The following is a 25,622-nucleotide window of genomic DNA, read 5'->3' as shown; positions in this document are numbered from 1 at the left end:
CCAGTTACTCAGTCATTTCCAATACTTTTCTGACAAGTTTATCAATTCCCTCTTCTGCCTGAGAAATAGATTCAGCAAGCATGTAGGCTGGTGTCGTCACAATTTTATTTTCTAAATCAACAACAACATCATTTACCTTGCAAATGATATGGACTCCTCCCATTGCCTCTACTTGAGCAACCGTTTCAGGATCATTGCCGACAGTTAGTTTCACCGGTTTATTAAGTAATTTTGGCAACATAACAGGCGCAATACACATAAATCCCATTGGTTTATGTTGCTTATGCATAGCCCTCACAAAACTTAATAATTCCTTATTTATTTCGCAATCAACTGTCTTAACGGCAAAGTCACATAAATTCTTTGCAACACCAAATCCCCCAGGAATTATCAGGGCATCAAATTCATCGGCATTTGCTTGTGATAAAGGCTTAATTTTTCCCCTTGAAATACGAGCAGATTCCTGTAGGACGTTACGTTCTTCGCCAGTTTCTCCACCGTTAATATGATTAATAACATGAAGTTGTCGTTCGTCAGGCGCAAAAAAGCTCGTTTTAACACCTAAACGGTCTAAAGAAAGCAGAGTTAATACTGACTCATGAATTTCGCTACCATCGAATACACCACATCCACTTAAGACAACCGCAACTGATTTCATACCTCACTCCATTTGTAGTAGATTATTGCTTAACCCTTTAGGGGGTTAAACACCAATCTTCATCACAGATTTTAATGAATCTTGTAACAAAAAATCTTATCTTTGCTATGTTGGTACTTGTATGATGTACGGAGAATTCCTCATTTACTCGCCGCAACCAAATATTAGATAGGCGTGTAAACAGTTTTCCCTGGTGTTGGCGCAGTATTCGCGCACCCCAACCTCGGTTGGGGTTATTTTTTTTCAGCGTCCGTCAACCATTCTCCCAAAATTTCCGTATCGTTTCTCCATTCTTGCTTTAACTCATCAACCCATTCCTGAACATTATCCCACCATGCAGGTAAATCAGGTGATTGAATCTGCTGGGCCAGTTGCTGTAAATGACGCAATCCAACTGATCCCGCAGCACCTTTTATCTTATGCGCTTCCTCCGTAATGCCTTTCTGGTCTTTAGCTGTCATGTTTGAGTCCAGAACAGATAAGTAACCCGGCATCATCTTTTCAAACACACTCAGACTATTGCGAATCAATTGAGGCCCAACGAGCTCGATGTATTGGTTAAGCATTTCTGTATCAAGTAAATCTTCACCTTTTTTCATCAATCCTGACTCCTCTTCTTCCGGCTGCATATGATGCACAGACTGTTCCCCCCAATATTGTTCAATAATGGCGGTTAACGCATTCACAGAAAGCGGCTTACTCAACACACCATTCATACCTGCATCCAGATACTCTTTTTTGTCTTTTAAGACATTTGCTGTCAGTGCAATCAGCGGAGGCAGATCCTTTTTGGCATATCGCTGACTTAATTCCCGGGAGATATCTAACCCGGTCATATCGGGTAGCTGAATATCAAGCAGTACCAAATCGAACTCTCCTGGCTTAAACACGTCTAGCGCATCTTTACCATTCATAGCGACTTCCACGCTGTTACCCAATTTCTCCAATACAGAGCGAGCAACAATCACATTCAGCTCAATATCTTCCACCAATAAGATATGCAACGCTGGAAGTGGATAATCATCTGTATCTTCTTTGCATAAAAGATTCTCCTCCATAGCCGGTGCAATGATAGACAGTGTAAATCGAGAACCTTGTCCCGGCTCACTTTCCACCACAATATCCCCTCCCATACTTTGAGCCAAACGTTTGGATACCGCCAATCCAATACCGGTTCCCGTTGCTGGACAACCACCATGACTGCCTCTCACTTGATAATACATCGCAAAAATCTTCTCCAGCTCATCATGTGGGATACCAATCCCCGTATCTGTGACTTCAAACAGCAAACGTTCTTCCTCTTCGTACCAGATTCGAACAGTAATCTCACCTTTTTGCGTAAATTTCACCGCATTGCCAATCAAGTTCCACAGAATTTGGCGCAAGCGAGTACCATCTGTCATGATTCTGGCAGGCAGTGGCAGTTCTGGGTTCATGACAAATTTAATATCTTTCGGTTGCACCAGCAGCCCAGAGAGGTTTTCCAGATCGGACATAAAACCGGTAAAATCAATTGGCTGATTATCAATTTGCACTTTACGCCGTTCAATTTTATCCATTTCAATAATGTCATTGAAAATATTACCCAGCGTGATGGCACTGACATGAATCGTTTTCAGATAGTCATTTTGCTCAGATGTCAACTCAGTATCGAGCAGAATACGGCTCAAACCAACAATGCCATTTAAAGGCGTACGAAGCTCATGGCTAATCGTTGAGATAAAAGTGGTCTTATCCCTACTTGCATTCTCCAAAGCGTCCTGATAACGCTTACGTTCCGTTATATCGCGCCCAAATCCCATAAGCCCATGTCTTTTTCCTACCCGATCATAAAAAGGGACTTTCCGAAGCTCAAAACAGGCTTTTCGACCATCGGGATAAACTAGCCATTGCTCATAAGTGAGTGCAACATTATGACGGAACACTTTTTCATCGGTTTTCATTACCTTGCGAGCAACCTCTTTGTCATAAACATCGTTTGGTGTCAGCCCGACAAGTTGTTTCTGGCTTTTACCCGTCAGCAATTCCATCGCCCGGTTACAACCAGAAAATTCATTATTTTCATTACGGTAATAGACCAAATCAGGAGAAGCATCGAGAAAAGATTTCAACAATACAGATTGTTGTTCCAACTCAATCTGCGTCTGCTCACGGTGTTTCATCTCTTCTTTGAGTTTATCCAACAATATCAGATGCGCCTGCTCAGCTTTTTCTCTTTCCGAGATCTCCTGATTAAGCTTAATAATGTTGTCTTTTAATTGCTGATTAAGTTCCCGATCACGCTGACGCATAACTTCCAACTTTTCAACTAATTTAGATAATCGCTGACGGGACTCTTCAAGCTGTTCAACAACAACCGAAAGAAAATAGACAGCCCAAGGTGTAATCAACAAACCAAAAAAGATTGAGCGAACTAAATCAATACTTTGCACTCCTCCCTGAAGCAGAAAAGTGACTACCATCTGTACACACATAGCAAGAACGACCAGTGCAGATGCAAGCAGTAATGAGAAGCGCACTAACCCCAATTTCATCATTAAATCAACATAATATTGGGCCAGGCCCCTGAGCAGCTTCATTTCATAAAAACTCCCGTTAAATATGACCATTCCGGATCATACCGTAAAAAACCGGCCACTTCGTTGAAGGAATAACAGAAATTGTTGACCTGGTAAAACAATAGTATTATTTAATAGTTTTAATGATGACTTCCCAAACATTATTCTGGCTTTTTACTCCTGCCGGTCTTTTCGCACAATCCAAGCATGAATAAATAATCAAATACATTGATAAAATAAGCATAAAATTCTTTTTTACTCTGTTAATACCCCAAAAAGATAAAACTTTATTCTTATAAATAAACAAAAATATAAATTAATTCCGTAAAGTTAACATTAGTCAGATTTTAAATCTAATAAATAAAAGTTTAACAGCATATACAAAACAAATATTACACGAATATTAGTGATATAAATCACATTAAAATCCTAACATGATCTATATCACACAACACTAATGTTAATTTTTCCACTTATAAATCATAGCATTAACTTTACTTGTCACCTGTCCTTATCTTATCCCGGTGATATTTGACCTGATTTATATTTCTAGTTAACTTGGAAAGTCGTCACTGGAAATCATCTGTCAGATTCTCATCTGAACCATAATTATGCAGTGACACAATATCATTTAAGTCACCACCTGTTTATCACAAATAAACAAGTGGTGGTTGATTGAGGGCGCAATTCAGACGCCAGTAAAAAATATTAATCTCACAAATGTCTGTGAGTTTCTGTGAGAGTCGGACAGAACCTCGGGAGGTTCACACTATGCTATATAACAAATCTCAAGAAAAGGATAACTGTGGCTTTGGACTGATAGCCCATATTGAAGGGGAGCCAAGCCACAAAGTAGTACGTACCGCTATCCATGCCTTGGCCAGAATGCAACATCGTGGGGCAATCCTGGCAGATGGCAAAACCGGTGACGGTTGTGGTTTATTGTTGCAAAAACCTGACCGCTTTTTTCGGATGGTCGCACAGGAGCAAGAGTGGCATTTAGCCCGCAATTACGCCGTCGGTATGCTATTTCTCAGCCAAGATCCTCAGATTGCACAAAACTGCCGGGCAATCATCGAACAAGAGCTACAAAATGAAACCCTGTCAGTCGTTGGCTGGCGTGCAGTCCCCATCAACAGTGATATTCTGGGCGAAATAGCCCTTTCAAGCCTCCCTCATATTGAACAGATTTTTGTTAATGCTCCGGCTGGCTGGCGTGCACGTGATTTAGAACGCCGCTTGTTCGTTGCTCGCCGACGAATAGAAAAACGCATCAATGACAGCGACTTTTATGTTTGCAGTTTGTCTAATCTAGTGACTATCTATAAAGGGCTGTGCATGGCGGCAGATTTGCCCCGTTTCTATCCCGATCTGGCTGATTTACGTTTGGAATCGGCAATTTGCCTATTCCATCAACGCTTTTCAACCAATACCGTCCCGCGCTGGCCATTGGCACAACCTTTCCGCTATCTTGCCCATAACGGTGAAATAAACACCATCACCGGTAACCGCCAGTGGGCACGAGCAAGATCCTATAAATTCAAGACACCGCTTATTCCCGATCTGCACACTGCCGCCCCTTTTGTCAATGAAACAGGGTCAGATTCCAGCTCGCTGGATAATATGCTGGAACTGTTTCTCAACGGCGGAATGGATTTAATCCGTGCTATGCGATTGCTGGTTCCTCCCGCATGGCAAAACAATCCTGATATGGATGAAGATCTGCGGGCTTTTTTTGATTTCAACTCTATGCACATGGAACCGTGGGATGGCCCCGCGGGTATCGTTATGTCAGATGGACGCTACGCTGCCTGTAATCTGGATCGTAATGGCTTGCGCCCAGCCCGTTATGTTATCACCAAAGATAAGTTGATCACCTGTGCTTCCGAAGTCGGTATCTGGGATTATCAACCAGATGAAGTGGTGGAAAAAGGGCGAGTTGGTCCCGGTGAACTTATCGTGATTGATACCCGCCAAGGCCGCATCCTGCATGCAGAAGAAACAGACAATGACTTGAAAAGCCGCCATCCCTATAAAGAATGGATGGATAAAAACGTCAAGCGTCTGACCCCATTCGAAGAATTACTGGAAGATCAAACTGGTCATCGGGATCTGAACGATCAATCCTTAGCGGTCTATCACAAACAATTTGCCTACAGCAACGAAGAGCTAGATCAAATCATCCGAGTCCTGGGAGAGAATGGTCAGGAAGCAACCGGTTCAATGGGAGATGATACGCCGTTTGCCGTCCTTTCCAGCCGCCCACGGATTATTTATGACTATTTCCGCCAGCAATTTGCTCAAGTCACTAATCCGCCAATCGACCCACTACGCGAAGCACATGTTATGTCTCTCACCACCTGCATCGGGCGGGAGATGAACGTATTTTGTGAAGCAGAGGGACAGGCACACCGATTAAGTTTTAAATCTCCTATTCTGCTCTACTCTGACTTTCACCAATTAATAACGCAGCAAAGTCCACACTATCGCGCAGAACAATTAGACTTAACTTTCAATCCACAAGAAACCAATCTGCAAAATGCCCTGTTTGCATTGTGTGATCAGGCTGAACAACTCGCCAGAGATGGTGCGGTATTGTTGGTATTATCTGACCGCAACATTACGTCGGAGAAGTTACCTATACCAGCGCCTATGGCCGTTGGCGCTATTCAACACCGTTTGGTAGAAAAAAGCCTACGCTGTGATACCAACTTGATAGTAGAAACAGCGAGTGCCCGTGATCCACACCATTTCACTGTACTACTGGGATTTGGTGCAACAGCGATTTATCCCTACCTGGCTTATGAATCCCTCGCCAAAATGGTCGATAATGGCACAATTAATAAACCTTATGCTGATGTCATGCTTAACTACCGCAATGGTATTAATAAAGGGTTATATAAAATCATGTCGAAAATGGGCATCTCGACTATCGCCTCCTATCGCTGCTCTAAACTATTTGAAGCTGTCGGCTTACATTCCGAATTAACTGAATTCTGCTTCAATGGCGTCGTCAGCCGAATTGGCGGTGCTAATTTCAGCGATTTCGAGCAGGATCTGCAAAACTTATCTAAACGTACATGGCTTGCTCGTCAACCACTCGATCAGGGCGGATTGCTGAAATATGTTCATAACGGCGAATATCACGCTTATAACCCAGATGTGATAAGCACTTTACAGTCTGCGGTTCATAGTGGCGAATATCACGATTACTTGAAATATTCTCGTTTGGTTAATCAGCGTCCAATTACCACAATCCGTGATTTGCTGGCGATAAAAACAAAAGGTGAACCTCTACCTATTGAAGAAGTAGAACCTGCCGAAGAGCTGTTTAAACGCTTTGATACCGCAGCGATGTCGATTGGAGCATTAAGCCCGGAAGCACACGAAGCTCTGGCTGAAGCTATGAATACGTTAGGTGGTTTTTCCAACTCCGGCGAAGGTGGAGAAGATCCCGCACGTTATGGAACAAAAAAGGTTTCCCGTATCAAACAAGTTGCTTCCGGTCGGTTTGGTGTGACACCGGCTTATCTGGTCAACGCTGATGTGATTCAGATTAAAGTCGCACAAGGCGCTAAACCCGGAGAAGGTGGGCAATTACCGGGTGATAAGGTAACACCGTACATTGCAAAACTACGTTATTCCGTCCCCGGCGTAACACTTATTTCTCCACCACCACATCACGATATTTACTCTATTGAAGATTTAGCTCAGTTGATTTTCGATCTAAAACAGATCAACCCCAATGCGCTGATCTCAGTAAAACTGGTTTCAGAACCCGGTGTTGGTACTGTTGCCACTGGCGTTGCCAAAGCTTATGCCGATTTAATTACTATCGCAGGCTATGACGGCGGTACCGGTGCCAGTCCATTGTCATCGGTGAAATATGCAGGATGCCCGTGGGAATTGGGGCTGGTGGAAACCCAACAAGCGCTAGTTGCTAACGGATTACGTCATAAGATCCGCTTACAAGTTGACGGCGGGTTGAAAACAGGCGTAGATATTATTAAAGCGGCCATTCTTGGCGCTGAAAGTTTCGGTTTCGGTACTGGGCCAATGGTTGCCCTTGGATGCAAATATCTGCGTATTTGCCATCTTAATAATTGTGCAACCGGGGTTGCCACTCAGGATGAGAAATTACGTCGCGACCACTACCACGGATTACCTGAACGGGTAATGAATTATTTCCGCTTTATCGCCCGTGAAACCAGAGAAATCATGGCTACATTGGGTGTCAAAAATCTAACTGATTTAATAGGCCGAACTGACCTGTTGGAAGTACTGGAAGGTATTTCAGCAAAACAGAGCAAACTCAATCTTGATCCGCTCTTGGCAACCGCAGAACCCCATCAGGGCAAAGCCTTATATTGCACTGAAAACAATCCACCATTCGATAATGGGGTCCTGAATAAGAATTTACTGGCTCAAGCCGCTAGCTATATTGAAAACCAACAAAGTAAAACTTTCTATTTCGATATCCGTAATACGGATCGTTCAGTGGGCGCTTCCCTTTCCGGTTTTATCGCTGCTCGATATGGTAATCAGGGGATCGCCGCAACGCCCATAAAAATTCATTTCAATGGTACTGCCGGTCAAAGTTTTGGCGTCTGGAATGCCGGCGGTCTGGAGCTGACGCTTATCGGTGATGCCAATGATTATGTCGGCAAAGGTATGGCTGGCGGCCGCATTGTCATACACCCTCCTGTAGGTTCTGCCTTCAAAAGCCATCAGGCAACCCTCATTGGCAACACATGTCTCTACGGTGCAACCGGAGGCAAGCTGTTTGCAGCCGGGCGAGCAGGAGAACGCTTCGCCGTTCGTAATTCAGGTGCTATCACGGTTGTGGAAGGTATCGGAGATAACGGCTGTGAATATATGACAGGAGGTATCGTCTGTATTCTCGGACGCACTGGAATAAATTTTGGTGCAGGAATGACCGGCGGCTTTGCTTATGTCCTGGATGAAAATGATGATTTCCGCAAACGGGTTAACCCAGAGTTGGTTGAAGTACTGGCAGTAGATGCCTTAGCTATCCACGAAGAGCACTTGAGAGGGCTTATCACTGAACACGTCCACCTGACAGGCTCCCAGCGCGGTGAAGATATTCTTGCTAACTGGCAACAGTGGCTGAGCAAATTTGCGCTTGTGAAGCCAAAATCCAGTGATGTGAAAGCCCTATTGGGACATCGCAGTCGTTCTTCCGCAGAGTTGCGAATTCAAGCGCAATAAGGAGCCAAGATGAGCCAGAATGTATATCAATTTATCGACTTACAACGCGTCGATCCGCCTAAAAAGCCGTTGAAAATCCGTAAAATAGAATTTGTGGAAATCTATGAGCCATTTTCAGCCATTCAGGCACAGACACAGGCTGATCGCTGCCTTTCTTGCGGTAACCCTTATTGCGAATGGAAATGTCCCGTTCATAACTACATTCCCAATTGGCTTAAACTTGCCAATGAAGGACGTATTATGGAAGCGGCTGATTTATCCCATCAAACAAACAGCCTGCCGGAAGTTTGTGGTCGTGTTTGTCCACAGGATCGCCTTTGTGAAGGCGCTTGCACTCTGAATGATGAGTTCGGTGCAGTAACCATTGGTAATATTGAACGCTACATCAATGATAAAGCGATTGCTATGGGCTGGAAGCCCGATATGTCACAAGTTCAGCCAACGGGCAAACAGGTTGCGATTATTGGTGCAGGCCCTGCTGGGTTAGCTTGTGCTGATGTATTGACTCGTAATGGCGTACAAGCCGTTGTTTTTGATCGTCACCCGGAAATCGGTGGATTACTCACCTTTGGCATACCGGCGTTTAAACTGGAAAAAGAGGTCATGATACGCCGCCGTGAAATTTTCTCTGAGATGGGAATTGAATTCCGGCTCAATACTGAAATAGGCAAAGATATTGCCTTATCTGAACTGACTGAGCAGTTTGATGCGGTATTTCTTGGTGTAGGAACCTATCAGTCAATGCGTGGGGGGCTGACAAATGAAGATGCTGATGGTGTTTATGATGCGCTGCCATTTCTGACTGCCAATACCCGACATTTGATGGGTTATCCCGCCCTACAATCGCAACCTTTCATCAATATGCAAGGTAAGCGGGTCGTGGTGCTTGGTGGCGGTGATACTGCAATGGATTGTGTCAGAACGGCTATTCGCCAAAAAGCAGCTTCAGTTACCTGTGCTTATCGTCGTGACGAAATCAACATGCCAGGCTCTCAGCGTGAAGTCAAAAATTCCAAGGAAGAAGGTGTGGAATTTCTGTTTAATCTGCAACCGGTCAGGATTGAAATCAACCATTCAGGTCAAGTTTGTGGCATAAAAATGGTACGGACTCAATTAGGTCAACCTGATGAAAATGGACGCCGCCAAGCTGAAATTATCGCAGGATCGGAACACCTGCTTAAGGCCGATGCAGTGATCATGGCATTCGGCTTTAAACCACATACCATGAACTGGCTAAGTGATCACCAAGTAACCTTGGATAAACAAGGACGTATTGTCGCACCAGAGTACTCAGACACTCCCTTTCAAACTAGCAATCCGCAGATATTTGCTGGTGGAGATGCTGTTCGTGGCTCAGATCTCGTTGTAACCGCAATTGCCGAGGGGCGTAAAGCCGCGCAAGGCATTCTTGATTATCTCAACATCTAATCAACCAAGGGAGCTTTTCAGCTCCCAACTCTTTCTATCATCAGTTCGATAACTTATATTAATTGGATTACCCTTACACAAAAAAGTAAGTGAATTTAATGAACATTCCACACTTATTACTGTCGTACATAATATTTTGGAATATTCATTCTCATTAGTGTGGGTCTTAAATAAAACATTCCAATTAACCGACACAAATATCACGATGCTTATTCAACTATAAATACTGGAAATATTAATGAAGCTAATAAAAACCTTAACTTTATTATCTCCAATGCTGTTTATCAGTCATACAGCACTTGCTTTATCACAGCCCTTAACATCTGAAAATATTAATAAAGAAATTATGAATAGAGGTACCAATTCTGTAGTGGCAGAATTAGGTGAAATAGGAGCCAAACAAGAAATCACTCACAACATTTCTACTGGTGATAGTAAATGGATAAAACTGGCTTTTAAATTAACGCAAAGCATACACCTAGGTTTTGCCAAAGAAGTTCACTACGCATTATCCTTAGCATTAATTAATAATCCTGCTGAAGTCCTTGCTAACGTAGATAAAGAAAACAATATATCATTGGCCGATATCTGCACAATCCCACCAGAACTGGGGACCAGAGAGAATAAAATAGAATTTGTAAATAAGGTTAAAAGGAGCTTAAGCGCTATCACAGATTTCAAAGCTAAAAATAGAGCTGAAGATTGTTTTTGGGAATTAGAAAAAGCCTACAATACAGAATTCTAATCAATGAATTTGAAAAAAAATAAGGAGGCAAACCGCCCCCTCTTTTTAACGCTTATTTTACTACCCGTAAAGCAGGGCGCCCTCTCGTCGGTTTTGGTGGCTCATCATCAGGTGAAGCTCCATTATCATCTCCAGCACCGGGCAATGCATCCGTAACTAATACCAGATTATCTGTCGCGGATGCAGAGGTATCAGCCTTATCCTGATCTGAAGCGGATTTAAAAAGATATTCATCTTTATAAGCTGCTTCAGGCTCAAACATCATTCCCGCCCCATTTTCACGGCCATAAATCGCAATAACTGCCGCCATCGGTACATTAACCCGACGGGGAACGCCACCAAAACGGGCATTGAAGCGTACTTCATCATTGGTTAACTCAAGATTACCAACAGCTCTCGGCGCTATATTCAGCACAATTTGCCCATCACGGGCATATTCCATTGGTACATTAACTCCACGTAAAGTCACGTCTATAACCAGATGCGGAGTCATATCATTATCGAGTAACCACTCGTAGTGAGCACGCAACAAATAAGGACGACGGGGAGACATTTGAGACAGCTCCATAAATCAGCTCCTGGATTGCAAGCGCATTTCACGTTCAGCTTCGGTTAATGAAGCCAAGAATGCATCACGCTCGAAGACACGCTGCATGTAAATTTGTAAATCTTTAGTACCAGAACTCGGTAATTCTATACCCAATACCGGCAAACGCCACAGTAAAGGAGCAAGATAACAATCAACCAAACTGAATTCTTCGCTCATAAAGAATGGCATCTCTTTAAATATTGGCGCCACTGCTAGCAACTCTTCTGCTAATCGTTTACGGGCAGTATTGGCCTCTTGAGAATTGCCTTCCTCAATAGTATGCATCAGGGAATACCAGTCTTTTTCGATGCGGTGCATCATCAAACGGCTGGAACCACGGGCAACTGGATACACAGGCATTAATGGTGGATGAGGAAAGCGTTCATCCAGATATTCCATAATGATGCGGGAATCATATAGCGTCAGCTCACGATCAACCAAAGTCGGAACTGTCTGATAAGGGTTCAGATCGATAAGGTCCTGTGGCAGGTTACCTGCCTCAACCTGCTCAACTTCAACACTGACACCTTTTTCCGCCAATACAATTCGCACTTGATGGCTAAAAATGTCGGCCGGGCCTGAAAACAGAGTCATTACCGAACGTTTGTTGGCAGCGACAGCCATGAAAACCTCCAAGTTTATCTAAAAAGGGAATGAATAGCCCCACACGACCACGACTATTCTTACTCATTCATTCTCATCCTTTATGTTTCTACGTCACAACGGTGAATACGGAATGCGCTACTCAACACAATGACTCTCGTTTCAACGCAGTCATTACCGTTTCAACGTAATTACTACCGTTCAAATAGTAGGCAGACAAATGGATGAGGCAAAAATTGGCACTAGTTTACCAGATTTTGTACATTTTGGGGGAAGTGTGTGGATAATTAAGTAAAAAACCCGCCACAAAGACGGGTTTGCACATTAAATAATTGCCATAAAGACAAAAAATTAACGTTTGGAGAACTGTGGACGACGACGTGCTTTACGCAGACCAACCTTCTTACGTTCAACTTCACGAGCATCGCGGGTAACGAAGCCAGCTTTACGAAGATCAGAACGCAGAGTTTCGTCATACGCCATCAGTGCGCGGGTGATACCGTGACGGATTGCACCTGCTTGACCAGAAATACCACCACCTTTAACAGTGATGTACAGATCCAGTTTACCCAACATATCAACCAACTCCAGCGGCTGACGAACAACCATGCGCGCTGTTTCACGGCCGAAGTAAACTTCAAGACTGCGTTTGTTGATGACGATATTACCGCTACCTGGCTTAATAAAGACACGTGCGGAAGAGCTTTTGCGGCGACCAGTGCCGTAGTATTGATTTTCAGCCATTGCCTATAATCCCGATTAAATGTCCAGAACTTGCGGTTGCTGTGCCGCATGGTTGTGCTCGCTACCTGCATAAACTTTCAGTTTACGGTACATTGCACGGCCCAGCGGCCCTTTTGGCAGCATGCCTTTAACCGCGATTTCAATTACACGCTCAGGGCGGCGGGCAATCATCTCTTCAAAGGTCGCTTGCTTAATACCACCGATATGACCGGTGTGGTGATAGTAGATTTTATCAGAACGCTTGTTGCCGGTGACTGCAACTTTTTCTGCATTAACGATGATGATGTAATCACCGGTATCAACATGCGGAGTGTATTCCGCTTTATGCTTGCCGCGCAGACGACTAGCCACTTCAGTTGCAAGACGGCCTAAAGTTTTGCCATCTGCGTCAACAACATACCAGTCGCGTTTTACGGTCTCTGGTTTAGCTGTAAAAGTTTTCATTAAAGCTTACCCAATAATAAGTTACACGTTGGTGAACACTCAAGGTTCAGAAACTTGCTGAGGTTCACACGACTCTTGTCCAGCAAACCTACCCCTTCGAATAGCCTATGCCGGCACTATTGCAAGTTTTTGGGAAAAAAACATTGCCGTAACGTGGGGTCGCAAGATTATAGAGAAGTCAAAAATAAAAATCGACCCCAATTTGAATATTTAAAATCAGTTTTGAGTCTGAAATATACGGGTAAACACAAAATTAAGGTAAATGAGGTAATTTCAGATACTCTTCACTTTGCATCTCTTGCAAACGGGATAAGCAACGCTGGTATTCGAAAACCAACAACACCCCTTGGTAAATTTGCTCCATCGGCACCGCCGCATTAATTATCAATTTTACCCGGCGTTCGTAAAATTCATCAACCAGCGCCAGGAAACGGCGAGCGGCATTTTCATTACCCGGCATTATCGCCGGAACCTGATATAACAAAACCGTGTGATAAAGTTTTGATAAAACAATGTAATCCATCTGACTACGCGCATCTTCACACAAAACTTTAAATCCAATTGCCAATACACCATCAGCATGACGAATCGCGGGCATCTGCCGGTGGTTAATTTCCAATACAGAGGCTTGTTCTCTACTATTATTACCGGTCAAAAGAATAAACATTTGATCCATCGCGCGTTCATTATCTTCATTCAGCGGTGTGAAATAGAGATGAGCTTGAGTCAACGTGCGCAACCGATAGTCAATACCCGAATCCACATTCATCACGTCACAATATTTTTTGATCTGCTCAATAGCAGGCAAAAAGCGAGCTCTCTGTAAACCATTACGATAGAGTTCATCAGGAGGAATATTTGACGTTGCAATCAAGGTAATCCCCCTGACAAACAGCGCTTCCAACAATGTACCAAGAATCATCGCATCAGTAATATCGGAGACAAAAAATTCATCAAAGCAAAGTACATCTGTTTCCGTTTTAAAACCATCAGCCACAATATCCAGCGGATTTTCATGCCCTTGCAATACCTTTAATTCTTCATGTACCCGCAGCATAAAACGATGGAAATGCAAGCGTAGTTTTCTTTCACCGGGTAAACTCTGGTAAAACATATCCATTAACCAAGTTTTCCCTCTACCCACGCCCCCCCACATATAAAGCCCTTGAACAGGCGCACAGCTCATTGAAGCCTGCTTTCCTAACAGTTTACTCAGACGCCTTTTCAAGCTTTGTCGCCTCACGGGATTACTGGGAGAAGCATTAATCAGAGTATTGTGAATGGTATCCAATTGCGCTACAACTTGGCGCTGAACATCATCTGGTTGGTATTTACCCTCAGAAAGGGCTTGTTGATAATATGATGAAGGGGTAGTCAATGATGGCATAACAATAACAATCCTTAAAATAATCGCCCGTTTTTTATCGTTTTTATCCGATGCGCCGTAAAACCCCGGTCCTTCAGGGCGGTGATATAAGGCGCGGTATTCAGACTAACTCGGTGTTTGCTGTTGCTCAATGTATTGGCGAATGATTGATATTGGCGCCCCGCCACAACTACCCGCAAAATAACTCGGTGTCCAAAGAACACCTTTGTAGTAATAGCGCTGTGCAATATCAGGACGATCTCGGCGAAGCAATCGACTCGATACCCCTTTGAGGCTGTTAACCAGATTAGATACTGCCAATTTAGGGGGGTAATTAATTAGCAGGTGAACATGATCTTGTTCGCCATCCATTTCAACCAGTTCAACAGCAAAATCGGCACAGACACGGGCAAAATAGCCTCGTAGCTTTTCAATCGCATCCTGATCAAATATTTTTCGCCTGTATTTTGTGACAAATACCAAGTGGACGTGCATCAGGAAAATACAGTGTCTTCCACGGCGAATATCCGTTTCATTTTTCATAGACCAAAGTATAATGGCGGGGATGAAACGATTACAAGCCTTCAAATTCCAGTTAAGACCCAATGGTCAGCAGGAGCGTGATATGCGACGCTTCGCTGGAGCTTGTCGTTTTGTTTTCAATCGGGCTTTGGCTCACCAAAATGAAAACTCTGAATCGGGAAATAAGTACATTCCCTATCCAAAAATGGCATCATGGCTCATTGCATGGAAATCTGACACCGAGACACCATGGCTTAAAGACGCCCCATCACAGCCCTTGCAGCAGTCTCTTAAAGATCTGGAGCGAGCCTACAAAAACTGCTTTCAAAAGCGAGCCGCGTTTCCCCGTTTCAAAAAGCGGGGATGTCACGATGCTTTCCGCTATCCACAGGGTGTCAAACTGGATCAGGCCAACAGCCGTATTTTTCTTCCCAGGCTGGGCTGGCTACGCTATCACAGCAGCCGTGAAGTCATCAGTGAAGTGAAGAACGTCACCGTCAGCCAGTCATGCGGCAGATGGTACGCCAGCCTCCAGACAGAGTATGAGACGACAGAGCCCCGGCATGAATCCTCATCAATGGTGGGGCTTGATGCGGGGGTAGCAAAACTGGCCACCCTTTCAGATGGCACGGTATACGAGCCTGTAAACAGTTTTAAAACCAGCCTGCATAAGCTGGCGAGACTCCAGCGTCAGTTAAGCCGAAAAGTGAAGTTCAGCGCTAACTGGCAGAAACAGAAACGAAAAATTCAGAAACTGCACGCCCATATAGCCAACATACGCAAGGACTATCTTCATAAAGTCACCACGACAATCAGCAAAAACCACGCAATGATAGTCATGGAGGACTTGAAGGTCAGAAACCTGTCAAAATCGGCGAAAGGAACGACAGAACAGCCTGGACGCAATGTACGAGCAAAATCAGGCTTAAACCGCGCGATACTGGATCAGGGCTGGTATGAAATGCGCCGTCAGCTTGAGTATAAGCAGCTCTGGCGCGGAGGTCAGGTATTAGCCATAGCGCCAGCCTATACCAGTCAACAATGTGCTTGCTGTGGTCATACCGCAAAAGAAAACCGCCAGTCACAGAATAAATTCGAGTGTCAGGCATGTGGCTATACCGCAAACGCCGATATCAACGGAACGCGCAATATTTTAGCGGCAGGGCATGCCGTGCTTGCCTGTGGAGGGAGGGTGCAGTCAGACCGCCCGTTGAAGCAGGAACCCACCGAAATGATTTAGACTTCGGTCTGAACATAGTAGGAATCCTCGTCCTTTGGGCGGGGAGGATGTCAAGATTCAGATTGACCTTATTATCGGATCAATTGTCTACAATTAAGGTCCACAATAAGATCTATACCCTATGGATTTCAAGATGCATCGCGACGGCAAGGGAGCGAATCCCCGAGAGCATAGAGAACGATGAGACCGGGGTGAGTGAGCGCAGCCAACAAAGAGGCAACTTGAAAGATGACGGGTATACAAGCAAATGTAAATCATGATCAATATTCCACTCTAACTAGATTAACGGTTATAGTGACGATAATTAAGTGAAACATTCTGCGGAACAACGATGTCGATGAAGGAGTAGCTATGACTTGGGAGTATGCACTGATTGGATTGGTGGTTGGTTTTGCTATCGGAGCGCTAGTTATGCGTTTTGGTAACACTAAGCTGCGCCAGCAGAAAGCCTTACAAACTGAATTGGAGAATAATAAATCAGAACTGGAAGAGTACCGTAAAGAATTAGTTGGTCATTTTGCCCGTAGCGCAGAATTACTCGACAATATGGCTCGCGATTATCGTCAGTTATATCAACATATGGCTAAAAGCTCTCATGAACTGATGCCAAATATGCCAGCACAAGAAAATCCATTTAATTATCGATTGACTGAGTCAGAAGCGGATAATGATCAATCTCCGGTTAAAATGCCACCAAGAGATTATTCCGATAGCGCTTCCGGCCTGTTTCGTCCGATGAATGAAAAAAACCAGTAAATACCCTGCTGTGGCACATCGTGTGCCACAGCATTAATTCAAATGTAAAAGCTATTATCTACCTACAAGTTTTGTTTTTTTGTTTTTCAATCATGTAAATACCTGTAAAGAATCATGCTAAATCTGTTTGCCCGATGAACTTTATTTAATAATTAACAGTCATAGAGTAATCATGGCAGCTTGCCAGAATTAACTCAGTTAGCCTTCGGCTTAGGTATACAAGAGAACAAAATTAGATGAAAAGAAAACACTTATTCCTTAGTGCATTAGCAATCAGTATCGGATTGTCTACAATTTCTGTCCCTACGATTAGCCAGGCTGCTTTGCCTGCTGCTATCGCCGGTCAGGCGTTGCCAAGCCTCGCACCGATGCTTGAAAAAGTCCTGCCAGCCGTTGTCAGCGTGCATGTCTCTGGTACGCAGGTACAACAGGAACAGAGTATACCTGAAGAATTCAGATTCTTCTTTGGTCCAAATCTACCCATGGGCCGTGAAAGTACCCGCCCATTCCAAGGGCTTGGTTCAGGTGTCATCATTGACGCTGCCAAAGGTTATATATTAACCAACAATCACGTTATTGAAAATGCAGATAAAATCCGTGTGCAATTGAATGATGGCCGCGAATATGAAGCCAAATTATTAGGCCGCGATCCTCAGACCGATATTGCCTTACTGCAACTGAAAGATGCTAAGAATTTAACTGCAATTACTATGGCCGATTCTGATAAGCTCCGAGTTGGTGATTTCGCTGTTGCAGTTGGTAATCCATTTGGCCTTGGTCAAACTGCAACTTCCGGCATTATCTCTGCGTTAGGGCGTAGCGGTTTGAATCTGGAAGGATTGGAAAACTTCATCCAAACAGATGCCTCTATTAACCGTGGCAACTCCGGTGGCGCACTGGTTAATTTGAATGGTGAATTAATCGGTATCAATACCGCTATTCTAGCCCCAGGTGGTGGTAACATCGGTATCGGCTTTGCTATCCCAAGTAATATGGCAAAAACCCTGAGCGAGCAGCTTATCGCGCATGGTGAAGTAAAACGCGGTATTCTCGGTATTAAAGGCACTGAAATGAATTCCGATATCGCTAAGGCATTCAATATTGACGCCCAGCGCGGAGCATTTGTCAGTGAAGTATTACCAAAATCCGCAGCAGCGAAAGCAGGTATTAAATCCGGCGATATTCTTATTTCCGTTGACGGTAAGAAGATTAGTAGCTTTGCTGAACTGAAAGCCAAAATCGGCACAACGATACCAGGTAAAGAAATTAAAATTGGTTTATTGCGTAAAGGTAAGCCAATGGAGGTTTCTGTTACGCTGGAAAACAGTGAAGGTCAAACAACCAAAGCCGGAAATCTAACTCTTGCCCTGCAAGGTGCAACCCTAAGCAATGGTGAAGTGAAAGGGACTTACGGTGTGAAAATCGATAGTGTTGCTCAAAACTCACCGGCGGCGTTATCTGGCTTACAGAAAAATGACCTGATTGTTGGGATCAATAATGAACGGGTACAGAATATTAATGAACTGCGCAAAGTTATTGATTCTAAACCACCCGTCATAGCGCTGAACATCCTTCGCGGAGAAGAGAGTATCTATCTGTTACTGAGAAATTAATACTTTTAGTAAAAATCGATCTCATTCCATTTAAGACACAGCATAAAGCTGTGTCTTAAGTCGCTGATATCCCTCGCGACCTCGATTTCGAGGGAGTAAACGAATTGGAGATTATTCGTGAAGACGATATCATTATTCTGCGGCCGGTTAAATCCTGTTGGAATTCCTTTTTGTAACAAGAAAAAGCTAACTCTGGCTTTTTAACCGAACGGCTGGATATTATGGAAGAAGGACGCGTTAAGTTATGAAAAAATATATACCCGTCATCTTTCAAGTTGCCTCTTTCTGTTAATGGTTAATAGCATTTGATTAAATGTAATTAACTGTTCTTATAAAAAATGCATCATTGAGTTAAATCCGCCTTTTACTTTCACATAAAACCTTTAATTTCTCTGCATTCTCACTTTTAAATGTTCATAGTAAAGAATAGAGCATATTTATTTACTCTGCACTTTTTAAAAAGTTGGCATTAATGGGATACCTACTTTTTAAATCCTCAGATGAGTTAATTACCGATAAAAAATGCTTGCATTCACTAATAACTGGAAATACAAGTAAAAAGAGAAAGTTAACCATGTTAAAAAAGATGGCATCTGTAAAACAATTATCATTCCTGGGGTTTTCCTATTTTTTAAAGCAAAAATGCATCCAATAGATGGTTTTGATTAAGCAGTTTTTATAAACCTAATGATTTTTCGTTTCCTGATACGTATTTAACTTTCCCACTTTCATTAAACTGATGTTTAGGTTTTCTCTTTTCCCGTATTTAACTCTTCAACTTTAAAACCAGAGCAGATATGCTAATAGTATTTAAGCTCAATATTTAATACTGCTAATCTAGTCAACCTAAAGGTTTATCGATTTTCTTTAATGATTGACTCTGTTTTTCATAAACGCCTTACAACCCATACAAAACCACTTATTTAAGCACATTAGCTTAATTTGGTTAATCCTGTTAAATAAGATTTCAAAATAGTGCTACATCTTATACCACTCATAATTCTATGTATAACAATGGGTTGAAGAAGGCTATGTGTAGCATAATTACGAAACGTTATTTAAATATTTTTATTCTTATTATTGGATTAACGCTGTCACTTTATTAATCAATTCAAGACCGGTTTTTCCTGATGTTTTCTCTTACAATGCCAGTATAACGTCGAATTTTTTACCCATTTTAAAAAAGCCTTAATCACTTATTTTCACCTTTAATGATTAAAGTTTTTACCTGTTTTTTCATAATACGCTTACTATTTTTTCCAGATTTTAAAACTACACTGATAGACCATAAACGGTTTTTTAACGACTGTTTTATCATATGCAGATAAAGCGTACCTTATCTTACCTGAATGAGTGAAAATTTCTGTCACGCCTTGCTTTCAAACGATATGAAAAACGACACCTCACATGATTTAATCTGAGTGAATCTCAACATGACGAAGTAAATAAAAAGCGCTAAAACGAAAAGTTAAAGATAGTGAAAACAGCGTTAAAACCCCTCCGGTTGTAGCAAAATGCGATAAAAAAAGTTTAATACCCTCGTAAACTGTCAGTACAAATTTTTTCGTTTTATGATTAATGAAAACTCAATAGTGATAATCGAAGCGCTAAAAGTAGATACAGCATAATGCGGTGTCTGTTAATTTCTATGTTATCCTGCCATGACTCATCAACTCACACTGAATAATACCCATGATTGCCAAGTTGCTGCGCTCTGCTTTTTTAGGATTACTTGTAGCTGTAATTTTGCTAATTACCATTCCATCGCTGCGCCCTAGCGGGCTGATATCTGCAATTACCAGCAACAGTAATGACGAAATTCCATTCAGCTTTAATAAAGGTGTCCGCAGGGCGGCGCCCGCCGTGGTTAACGTCTACAGCAGCAACATGGGGAGTTTTTCTCATCAAGGTCGGGAAAACCATACCCTTGGTTCCGGCGTCATCATGAGCGATAAGGGCTACATCCTTACCAATAAACACGTCATTAATAATGCAGGACAAATTATTGTTGCACTGCAAGACGGTCATTTTTATGAAGCTCTGGTCATAGGTTCTGATAGCTTAACGGATCTTGCTGTCCTGAAAATTAATGCCGAGAACCTGCCTGTCATAACGATTAATCCAAATAGAGTCGCGCATGTGGGAGATGTCGTTCTAGCCATTGGTAACCCTTACAACTTGGGGCAAACCATTACTCAAGGGATTATTAGCGCTACCGGTCGCGTTGGATTAAGCCCTACCCGCCGCCAAAACTTTCTCCAAACTGATGCTTCCATTAATCAAGGTAACTCCGGCGGAGCGCTGATTAACACCCTTGGTGAGCTGGTGGGTATCAATACATTATCATTCGATAAAAGTGAAAATGGTGAAACGCCAGAAGGACTGGGGTTTGCTATTCCGACTGAACTCGCCACTAAAATTATGCAAAAACTTATCCGTGACGGACGGGTTATCCGGGGTTTTATCGGCATAACGTCACAAGAGCTGCCACATATTCGCTCTTCTAACGGCAATATTAACCAGATTCAGGGATTACGAGTATTTCAGGTGACTGCAAACGGGCCAGCGCAAAAAGCCAGTATTAAAGTGGGTGATATCATTACCAGTGTCAATAACAAACCCGCTATTTCTGCGGTTGAAACAATGGATCAAGTCGCTGAAATACGCCCCGGCAGCGTTGTTCCTGTCACTTTATTGCGCAATGGGAAATTGTTATCGCTGCAAGTGACCATTGAAGAATTTGATGAATATTAATTAATCTGAGCTTCACTTAAATCGGATTTTTGATTAACGCTGCTGGTTTAGTTTAAAAAAACTTTTGCGACACACATCACATTTATTAATGTTAATCAAATGTTCATCACCCAAACAGACGGGACAACATGAATTTTTTATTATATGTTCTTGATTGGATATTAAACAAATAAAACGACTTATTAGTTATCTTAACTGTACTCTTAAGCAGCAATGGAATATCCCCGATGTTGCCTGTTCAATACAGGTTATCAATAAGACCATCAACAACAGACTGCTAGCGCCTTTATAGTTCTGACGTAACTTGCCCGAGGTTCTTTAACCCTTGGGTAGCTTATAACTATGCGCCGCATGCCGGGCAACTGTGCTGTGCGTTGTAAACCTCAAAAATGATAAGGGAAGCGTGATGTCATTCCAAAAAAACCAATGCAGGCGATTTAGCGCCGAACAAATCTCTGACCGCCTGAGTGCTCAAAGCGCTGGCGGTCTAACATGCAACAAGCCCTCAATCCAGCTAAAACAGCGGCTCACTATCATGACCTCGTTTCAGCCCCGCCGGGATGATAACCCACAATAGTGTCCGGGAGGGGTCATGAGTGTATTGATGATGGCCTGGCTGGGGGCCGGCGCCGCGCAGCGCGCAACCAGACCAGAGACGACCGCCGCGGGAAATGCTCCGCCACCGACCGAAGGCAGCGCTTCGGCCGATACGGCGCTGAATTATCTGGAAAGTGAGGATTTTCAGCGTCATTCGCTGGCGGCGGCGATAACGTATACCGTTGCGGTGGGCGGCGCTCCCGCCGCCCTCCCGCTGGTCGCCGGGGTGGCCGCCGGGAAACTGGGGGCGCAGATAGGCAATGATATCGGCGAAAGCCTCACCCATGGCGTGATGGGTTTTTTTGGCCAGAGTACCGTCGCCACCGAAGGCCAGGCCCCGGCCCGCCTGGGGGATGCGATTGCCCACCAGAATAAAAGCGCCGGATTATGGGGCGCGCTGGGCGGCGTGGTGCTCGGCGCGCTGGCGGCGGTGGCCGTCGGCGGGTTAATTGTGGCGACCGGCGGCCTGGCGATGGCCGTGGTGGCCGGGGCGGCGGCCGGGCTGGCAGGCGGTTTTGTCGGCGGACTGGTCTCGGCCGTGGGCGCGGCACTCGGGCAATATGGGGCGAATAAGGGCCAAATTGTCGAAGGCTCGCCGGACGTCTTTTTTGAAGGTCAGCCGGTGGCCCGTCAGGGGGACAAAATTATGTGCAGCGACCACCCCGGCCCGGTGGTGATTGCCGAAGGCGCGAAAACGGTGTTTGCCAATGGCAAGCCCATTGCCCGGCTGGGCCACCGCACCACCTGTGACGCCAATATCAACAGCGCTGCCGCCTCAATTGCCATCACCCCGCAAACCGGTGATGCCCTGACTATCCTGACCGCCAACAACAAAGACCTGCGCTGGCTGGTCGCCATTGCCGGCCTGCTCCCGCTGCCGCTTGGCCGGAAAGGCAACGGCGGCAAAGCCAAATCCGGGGCGGAACCCACCCCGTCGGTGAAAAAAACCGGCTGTAACCGTCAGCTCTGTAGCAAAGCCGGCGAGCCGGTAGACGTGGCGACCGGCGACTTCCTACAGGTCTGGCCGGTGCTGGCCCTGCCGGGGGTATTGCCGCTGACCCTGAACCGGACTTACCGCTCCACCGCCGCCCTGGCCGGGCTGTTCGGCCCCAAATGGGCCGATGACTGGTCGCAGCACCTGCGCCGCGACGGCGAGGAGACTCATTTCACCGACGGCGAAGGGGTGATTTACACCTTCCATACCCCGGCGGAAAACGTCTTCTCGGTCAACCTGCATGCCGGCCATTACCTGCTGTACGGGCAACGCGACGGCGAGCTGCGCCTGTTCAACCGCCGCGCCCAGCAGATACTGAGTTTTGCCGAGGTCCAGGGGGATAAACGCCGCCTGTCCCTGATAGAGGACCGCAACGGCAACCAGACCGTCTTTCATTACGATGAACACCACCGCCTGACCCGCCTGGTCCATGCCGACACCACGACCCTGGCGCTGCACTACGAACACCAGCAGCTCACGGCCATTGACTGGCTGCACGCCGCACAGCGCCAGCGGCTGGTGACCTGCCGCTATGATAACCCAGGGTATCTGGCGGAATGTGACACCTTTCAGTTTCACCACCTGTGGCATGAATACACGCCGCAGGGGAACATGACCCGCTGGCATGACCCGATAGGATTAGCAGGGGGTCTGAACCTGTATGCGTACGTGCCTAATCCGGTGTCGTGGATAGATCCGCTGGGTCTTGCTGGGTGTAATGCCCAATTTAATTCCAGAAAAGCAGCGCTTAGAGCAGCAAAAAGAGATGCGGGAATACCAATGAATCAACACCCTAATGCCACTAAAAAAGTTCCGTTAACCGATAGAAGTGATCGTCAAATAATGGATGCTAATCACAATCCTCTTTCGTCAAGAGAATATCATTTTACTCGTCCAGATGGCTCCAAAATAGTAATACAGGAACATTCAGCAGGGCATATATATGGCCCACCAGGGACTCCTGGAAATCAGGGGCCTCATTTTAATCCTAGAGAATATAATCCTGCGTCTGGAGATGGATTTAGAAACAAAAGTGTCGATGGATTACCAGAACATTATAATTTTCCTTGAGGCAAATAAATGTGGTTTGATCATGCTATTTTTAAAGAAAAAATTAAGTTCATGTTTAATAATGAACTATCGATGGAACATGTTGAATTTGAACAATTTTTATATTATGACACATCTAGATTAAAACTTTTTTTCTGTAGCAGAAATATACCAAAAGTTATTCCAGAGAAATGGAAGAGGAAAAAGTTTAATTGTTTTATGATCACATTGACATGTATTGATGTTTCTGTATTGGAAATTAATGGGGGAGGAGTTGCATTTGAGTGTGCCCCCATTATTGAATCAACGAGGGAAAAAACAGAAATTACAATAAAAAATAATGACTTTTACCTCCATTGTTCTACCAGAACAATGGTAATAGAGGATATTACACCGCATTGGGATGTACGATGGACTAAATAATATAAATAGCCGGAAAGATCCTTCGAGATCTTCCGGCCTTTTCATGATCTACCGTGGTGCATACCCACGGTAAGCCAGAGCAGATTGAAGCTTACCGATGGCATCTTTAATCTGATACGCTTCCTCATCATTCACCGCGCACGCCCGTATCTCAGACCAGTTCAGCCGCTTAACCAGTTGGGCTAAGGCCAGCGCTTCAATGTGGGTTAACTGAATGTCCTGCAAATGTTCAATGGCTATCGTCATCTCATGCTCTCCCCTTAACCCGCAAAACCGATTATCAACGCCTGCACCTGCTGTTTAATCTCCCGCAGTTGGGCCTGTTGCCGCTGGTACTGCTGATGCTGTTGTTGTGTAGCTTCACTGTCAGGAATGAGCACCAAACAGCCATCCATCACCTTCACCGTAATCTGGCCGCCAGTATTAAACCCCGCCTGTCTCAGCCACTGCCCCTTCAGATGTATCGCCGGTGTGGCGTTGTTGACTCTGTTCCCGTTCGGCACATAGCCCACAGTGTAATAACGTTCTGTTTTCACAGCTTTATTTATCGCTGCTTCTGCTTTAGAATGCTCCTTAGCCATAGTAACTACCTCTTTTAGTTGCTTGTGGTGAGCGGCGTTGGTGTGGTCTCAACACATCAGCGCCGCGCTATTTTTATCCCTCCGGTTCATCAACGGGCAGCAATGCAGACTCCATACGTTGCTTGGCAATCATGGCATCAATGATCTTGATAACTGTTTCCTGATCTTCCTGTGCCAGTTGCTCCAGAACCTGAAAACGCCTAAATAATCGAGAGTTAGCCAACGGTGAATCTTCAACAGGATTGCCTGTCAGCAGATAATCCACCGTGACCCCTAACACATCAGCCAGCTTAACCATCATCTCAGCGGGAGGTATGTTAAGTCCGCTCTCGTACTTGTTCAGTTGTTGAAAACGGATCTCAACTTTCCCAGCCAGTTCTTTCTGAGGCCATCCCTTCTGCTTACGTAGCGCCTTGAGACGTACCCCAAACTCTTTGCGGAGTTCAGCATTTTGCATAATCAAAAACTCTGTTTGCATAGTGACTCCGTTAGTGTAAGGGCTTGTCTGAATTAGGGGTTGCAAGTAACTCCTAAAAGGATTATAAATAAATCCAATTAAGAGTCAATTTAAATCTTGACAGGATTTAGGAGTCAACAACATGGCACGGATACCCGACGCAGAATTACAGCACCTGAAAGCCGCCGTCTCCTTAGTCGCCGTGGTGGAGCAACAGGGGCGACAGCTCTTTAAACGCGGCAAAGATTATGTACTGCTGTGCCCGTTCCAT

General features: G+C 44.5%; 22 protein-coding genes and 1 pseudogene. 12 read left to right on the top strand and 11 right to left on the bottom strand.

Going from position 1 to position 25,622, the window contains the following annotated elements; all coding sequences use genetic code 11:
• Nucleotides 1–4: 4 nt before the first annotated feature.
• On the bottom strand, nt 5–658 hold the full coding sequence (gene elbB / locus ACGF49_RS10300) for an isoprenoid biosynthesis glyoxalase ElbB (RefSeq protein WP_113043953.1): 654 nt from the start codon (nt 656–658) through the stop codon (nt 5–7).
• Between the two features lie 233 nt (nt 659–891).
• Nucleotides 892–3,237 (bottom strand): aerobic respiration two-component sensor histidine kinase ArcB, encoded by a 2,346-nt coding sequence (gene arcB, locus ACGF49_RS10295; protein ID WP_113043952.1) that lies wholly within the window; start codon nt 3,235–3,237, stop codon nt 892–894.
• 750 nt (nt 3,238–3,987) lie between these two features.
• On the opposite strand from arcB, the gene gltB reads away from it, so the two are divergent.
• The 3 genes from gltB to ACGF49_RS10280 all read left to right on the top strand — a co-directional run bounded on the left by gltB (nt 3,988) and on the right by ACGF49_RS10280 (nt 10,618).
• Entirely contained in the window at nt 3,988–8,445 is a 4,458-nt protein-coding gene (gltB, locus tag ACGF49_RS10290; protein ID WP_113043951.1) for a glutamate synthase large subunit, read from the top strand.
• A gap of 9 nt (nt 8,446–8,454) precedes the next feature.
• On the top strand, nt 8,455–9,873 hold the full coding sequence (locus ACGF49_RS10285; RefSeq protein ID WP_113043950.1) for a glutamate synthase small subunit: 1,419 nt from the start codon (nt 8,455–8,457) through the stop codon (nt 9,871–9,873).
• 238 nt (nt 9,874–10,111) lie between these two features.
• Nucleotides 10,112–10,618: a hypothetical protein gene (locus tag ACGF49_RS10280; RefSeq protein ID WP_113043949.1), complete on the top strand. Its 507-nt coding sequence runs from the start codon at nt 10,112–10,114 to the stop codon at nt 10,616–10,618.
• Between the two features lie 52 nt (nt 10,619–10,670).
• Here ACGF49_RS10280 and sspB read toward each other — a convergent pair whose 3' ends face one another.
• The 6 genes from sspB to tnpA form a co-directional block, all read right to left on the bottom strand.
• Nucleotides 10,671–11,186 (bottom strand): ClpXP protease specificity-enhancing factor, encoded by a 516-nt coding sequence (gene sspB / locus ACGF49_RS10275; protein WP_113043948.1) that lies wholly within the window; start codon nt 11,184–11,186, stop codon nt 10,671–10,673.
• Nucleotides 11,187–11,189: 3 nt separating this feature from the next.
• Nucleotides 11,190–11,831 carry a stringent starvation protein SspA gene (sspA, locus tag ACGF49_RS10270; RefSeq protein ID WP_058589205.1) on the bottom strand — a complete coding sequence of 214 codons (642 nt, stop codon included), beginning with the start codon at nt 11,829–11,831 and terminating at the stop codon, nt 11,190–11,192.
• A 330-nt stretch (nt 11,832–12,161) separates the two neighbouring features.
• On the bottom strand, nt 12,162–12,554 hold the full coding sequence (gene rpsI / locus ACGF49_RS10265; protein ID WP_011148146.1) for a 30S ribosomal protein S9: 393 nt from the start codon (nt 12,552–12,554) through the stop codon (nt 12,162–12,164).
• A 15-nt stretch (nt 12,555–12,569) separates the two neighbouring features.
• On the bottom strand, nt 12,570–12,998 hold the full coding sequence (rplM, locus tag ACGF49_RS10260; protein ID WP_112878885.1) for a 50S ribosomal protein L13: 429 nt from the start codon (nt 12,996–12,998) through the stop codon (nt 12,570–12,572).
• 253 nt (nt 12,999–13,251) lie between these two features.
• Nucleotides 13,252–14,385: a cell division protein ZapE gene (zapE, locus tag ACGF49_RS10255; protein WP_113043947.1), complete on the bottom strand. Its 1,134-nt coding sequence runs from the start codon at nt 14,383–14,385 to the stop codon at nt 13,252–13,254.
• Between the two features lie 105 nt (nt 14,386–14,490).
• Nucleotides 14,491–14,907 (bottom strand): IS200/IS605 family transposase, encoded by a 417-nt coding sequence (tnpA, locus tag ACGF49_RS10250; RefSeq protein ID WP_113043946.1) that lies wholly within the window; start codon nt 14,905–14,907, stop codon nt 14,491–14,493.
• Between the two features lie 22 nt (nt 14,908–14,929).
• Here tnpA and ACGF49_RS10245 point away from each other — a divergent pair, with 22 nt between their 5' ends.
• The 8 genes and pseudogenes from ACGF49_RS10245 (at nt 14,930) to ACGF49_RS10210 (ending at nt 24,313) form a co-directional block, all read left to right on the top strand.
• On the top strand, nt 14,930–16,126 hold the full coding sequence (locus ACGF49_RS10245; RefSeq protein WP_113043945.1) for an RNA-guided endonuclease TnpB family protein: 1,197 nt from the start codon (nt 14,930–14,932) through the stop codon (nt 16,124–16,126).
• Nucleotides 16,127–16,173: 47 nt separating this feature from the next.
• Nucleotides 16,174–16,386, top strand: a complete 213-nt coding sequence (locus ACGF49_RS10240) for a hypothetical protein (protein ID WP_146748132.1) — start codon at nt 16,174–16,176, stop codon at nt 16,384–16,386.
• A gap of 91 nt (nt 16,387–16,477) precedes the next feature.
• Nucleotides 16,478–16,882, top strand: coding sequence for a Z-ring associated protein ZapG (gene zapG / locus ACGF49_RS10235; RefSeq protein WP_113043966.1), 405 nt, complete (start codon nt 16,478–16,480; stop codon nt 16,880–16,882).
• Nucleotides 16,883–17,118: 236 nt separating this feature from the next.
• A complete protein-coding gene (gene degQ, locus ACGF49_RS10230) occupies nt 17,119–18,495 on the top strand; it encodes a serine endoprotease DegQ (protein WP_113043944.1) in 1,377 nt (458 codons plus the stop codon).
• 68 nt (nt 18,496–18,563) lie between these two features.
• A pseudogene (locus tag ACGF49_RS10225) lies at nt 18,564–18,743 on the top strand (AbrB family transcriptional regulator).
• A gap of 1,444 nt (nt 18,744–20,187) precedes the next feature.
• Entirely contained in the window at nt 20,188–21,249 is a 1,062-nt protein-coding gene (gene degS / locus ACGF49_RS10220) for an outer membrane-stress sensor serine endopeptidase DegS (RefSeq protein ID WP_262978287.1), read from the top strand.
• A gap of 592 nt (nt 21,250–21,841) precedes the next feature.
• The gene (locus tag ACGF49_RS10215; protein ID WP_387490813.1) at nt 21,842–23,911 is read left to right on the top strand and encodes an HNH/endonuclease VII fold putative polymorphic toxin; all 2,070 of its coding nucleotides are present in this window, start codon (nt 21,842–21,844) and stop codon (nt 23,909–23,911) included.
• A 9-nt stretch (nt 23,912–23,920) separates the two neighbouring features.
• Nucleotides 23,921–24,313, top strand: a complete 393-nt coding sequence (locus ACGF49_RS10210; protein ID WP_387490811.1) for an immunity 50 family protein — start codon at nt 23,921–23,923, stop codon at nt 24,311–24,313.
• A gap of 48 nt (nt 24,314–24,361) precedes the next feature.
• Here ACGF49_RS10210 and ACGF49_RS10205 read toward each other — a convergent pair whose 3' ends face one another.
• From ACGF49_RS10205 to ACGF49_RS10195, 3 genes are all read right to left on the bottom strand, one after another.
• Nucleotides 24,362–24,559 carry a hypothetical protein gene (locus tag ACGF49_RS10205; protein ID WP_387490808.1) on the bottom strand — a complete coding sequence of 66 codons (198 nt, stop codon included), beginning with the start codon at nt 24,557–24,559 and terminating at the stop codon, nt 24,362–24,364.
• Between the two features lie 14 nt (nt 24,560–24,573).
• Nucleotides 24,574–24,894, bottom strand: coding sequence for a SymE family type I addiction module toxin (locus ACGF49_RS10200; protein WP_387490805.1), 321 nt, complete (start codon nt 24,892–24,894; stop codon nt 24,574–24,576).
• 73 nt (nt 24,895–24,967) lie between these two features.
• A complete protein-coding gene (locus ACGF49_RS10195; protein ID WP_046973910.1) occupies nt 24,968–25,372 on the bottom strand; it encodes a helix-turn-helix domain-containing protein in 405 nt (134 codons plus the stop codon).
• A gap of 121 nt (nt 25,373–25,493) precedes the next feature.
• Between ACGF49_RS10195 and ACGF49_RS10190 the strand changes: the two genes are divergently transcribed.
• Nucleotides 25,494–25,622: CHC2 zinc finger domain-containing protein (locus ACGF49_RS10190; RefSeq protein WP_387490887.1), on the top strand; the 129-nt coding region annotated here is incomplete at its 3' end.

This window comes from Photorhabdus sp. RM96S (assembly GCF_042879335.1).
Lineage (GTDB): Bacteria > Pseudomonadota > Gammaproteobacteria > Enterobacterales > Enterobacteriaceae > Photorhabdus > Photorhabdus kayaii.
This window is presented reverse-complemented; position numbering and strand designations above follow the sequence as displayed.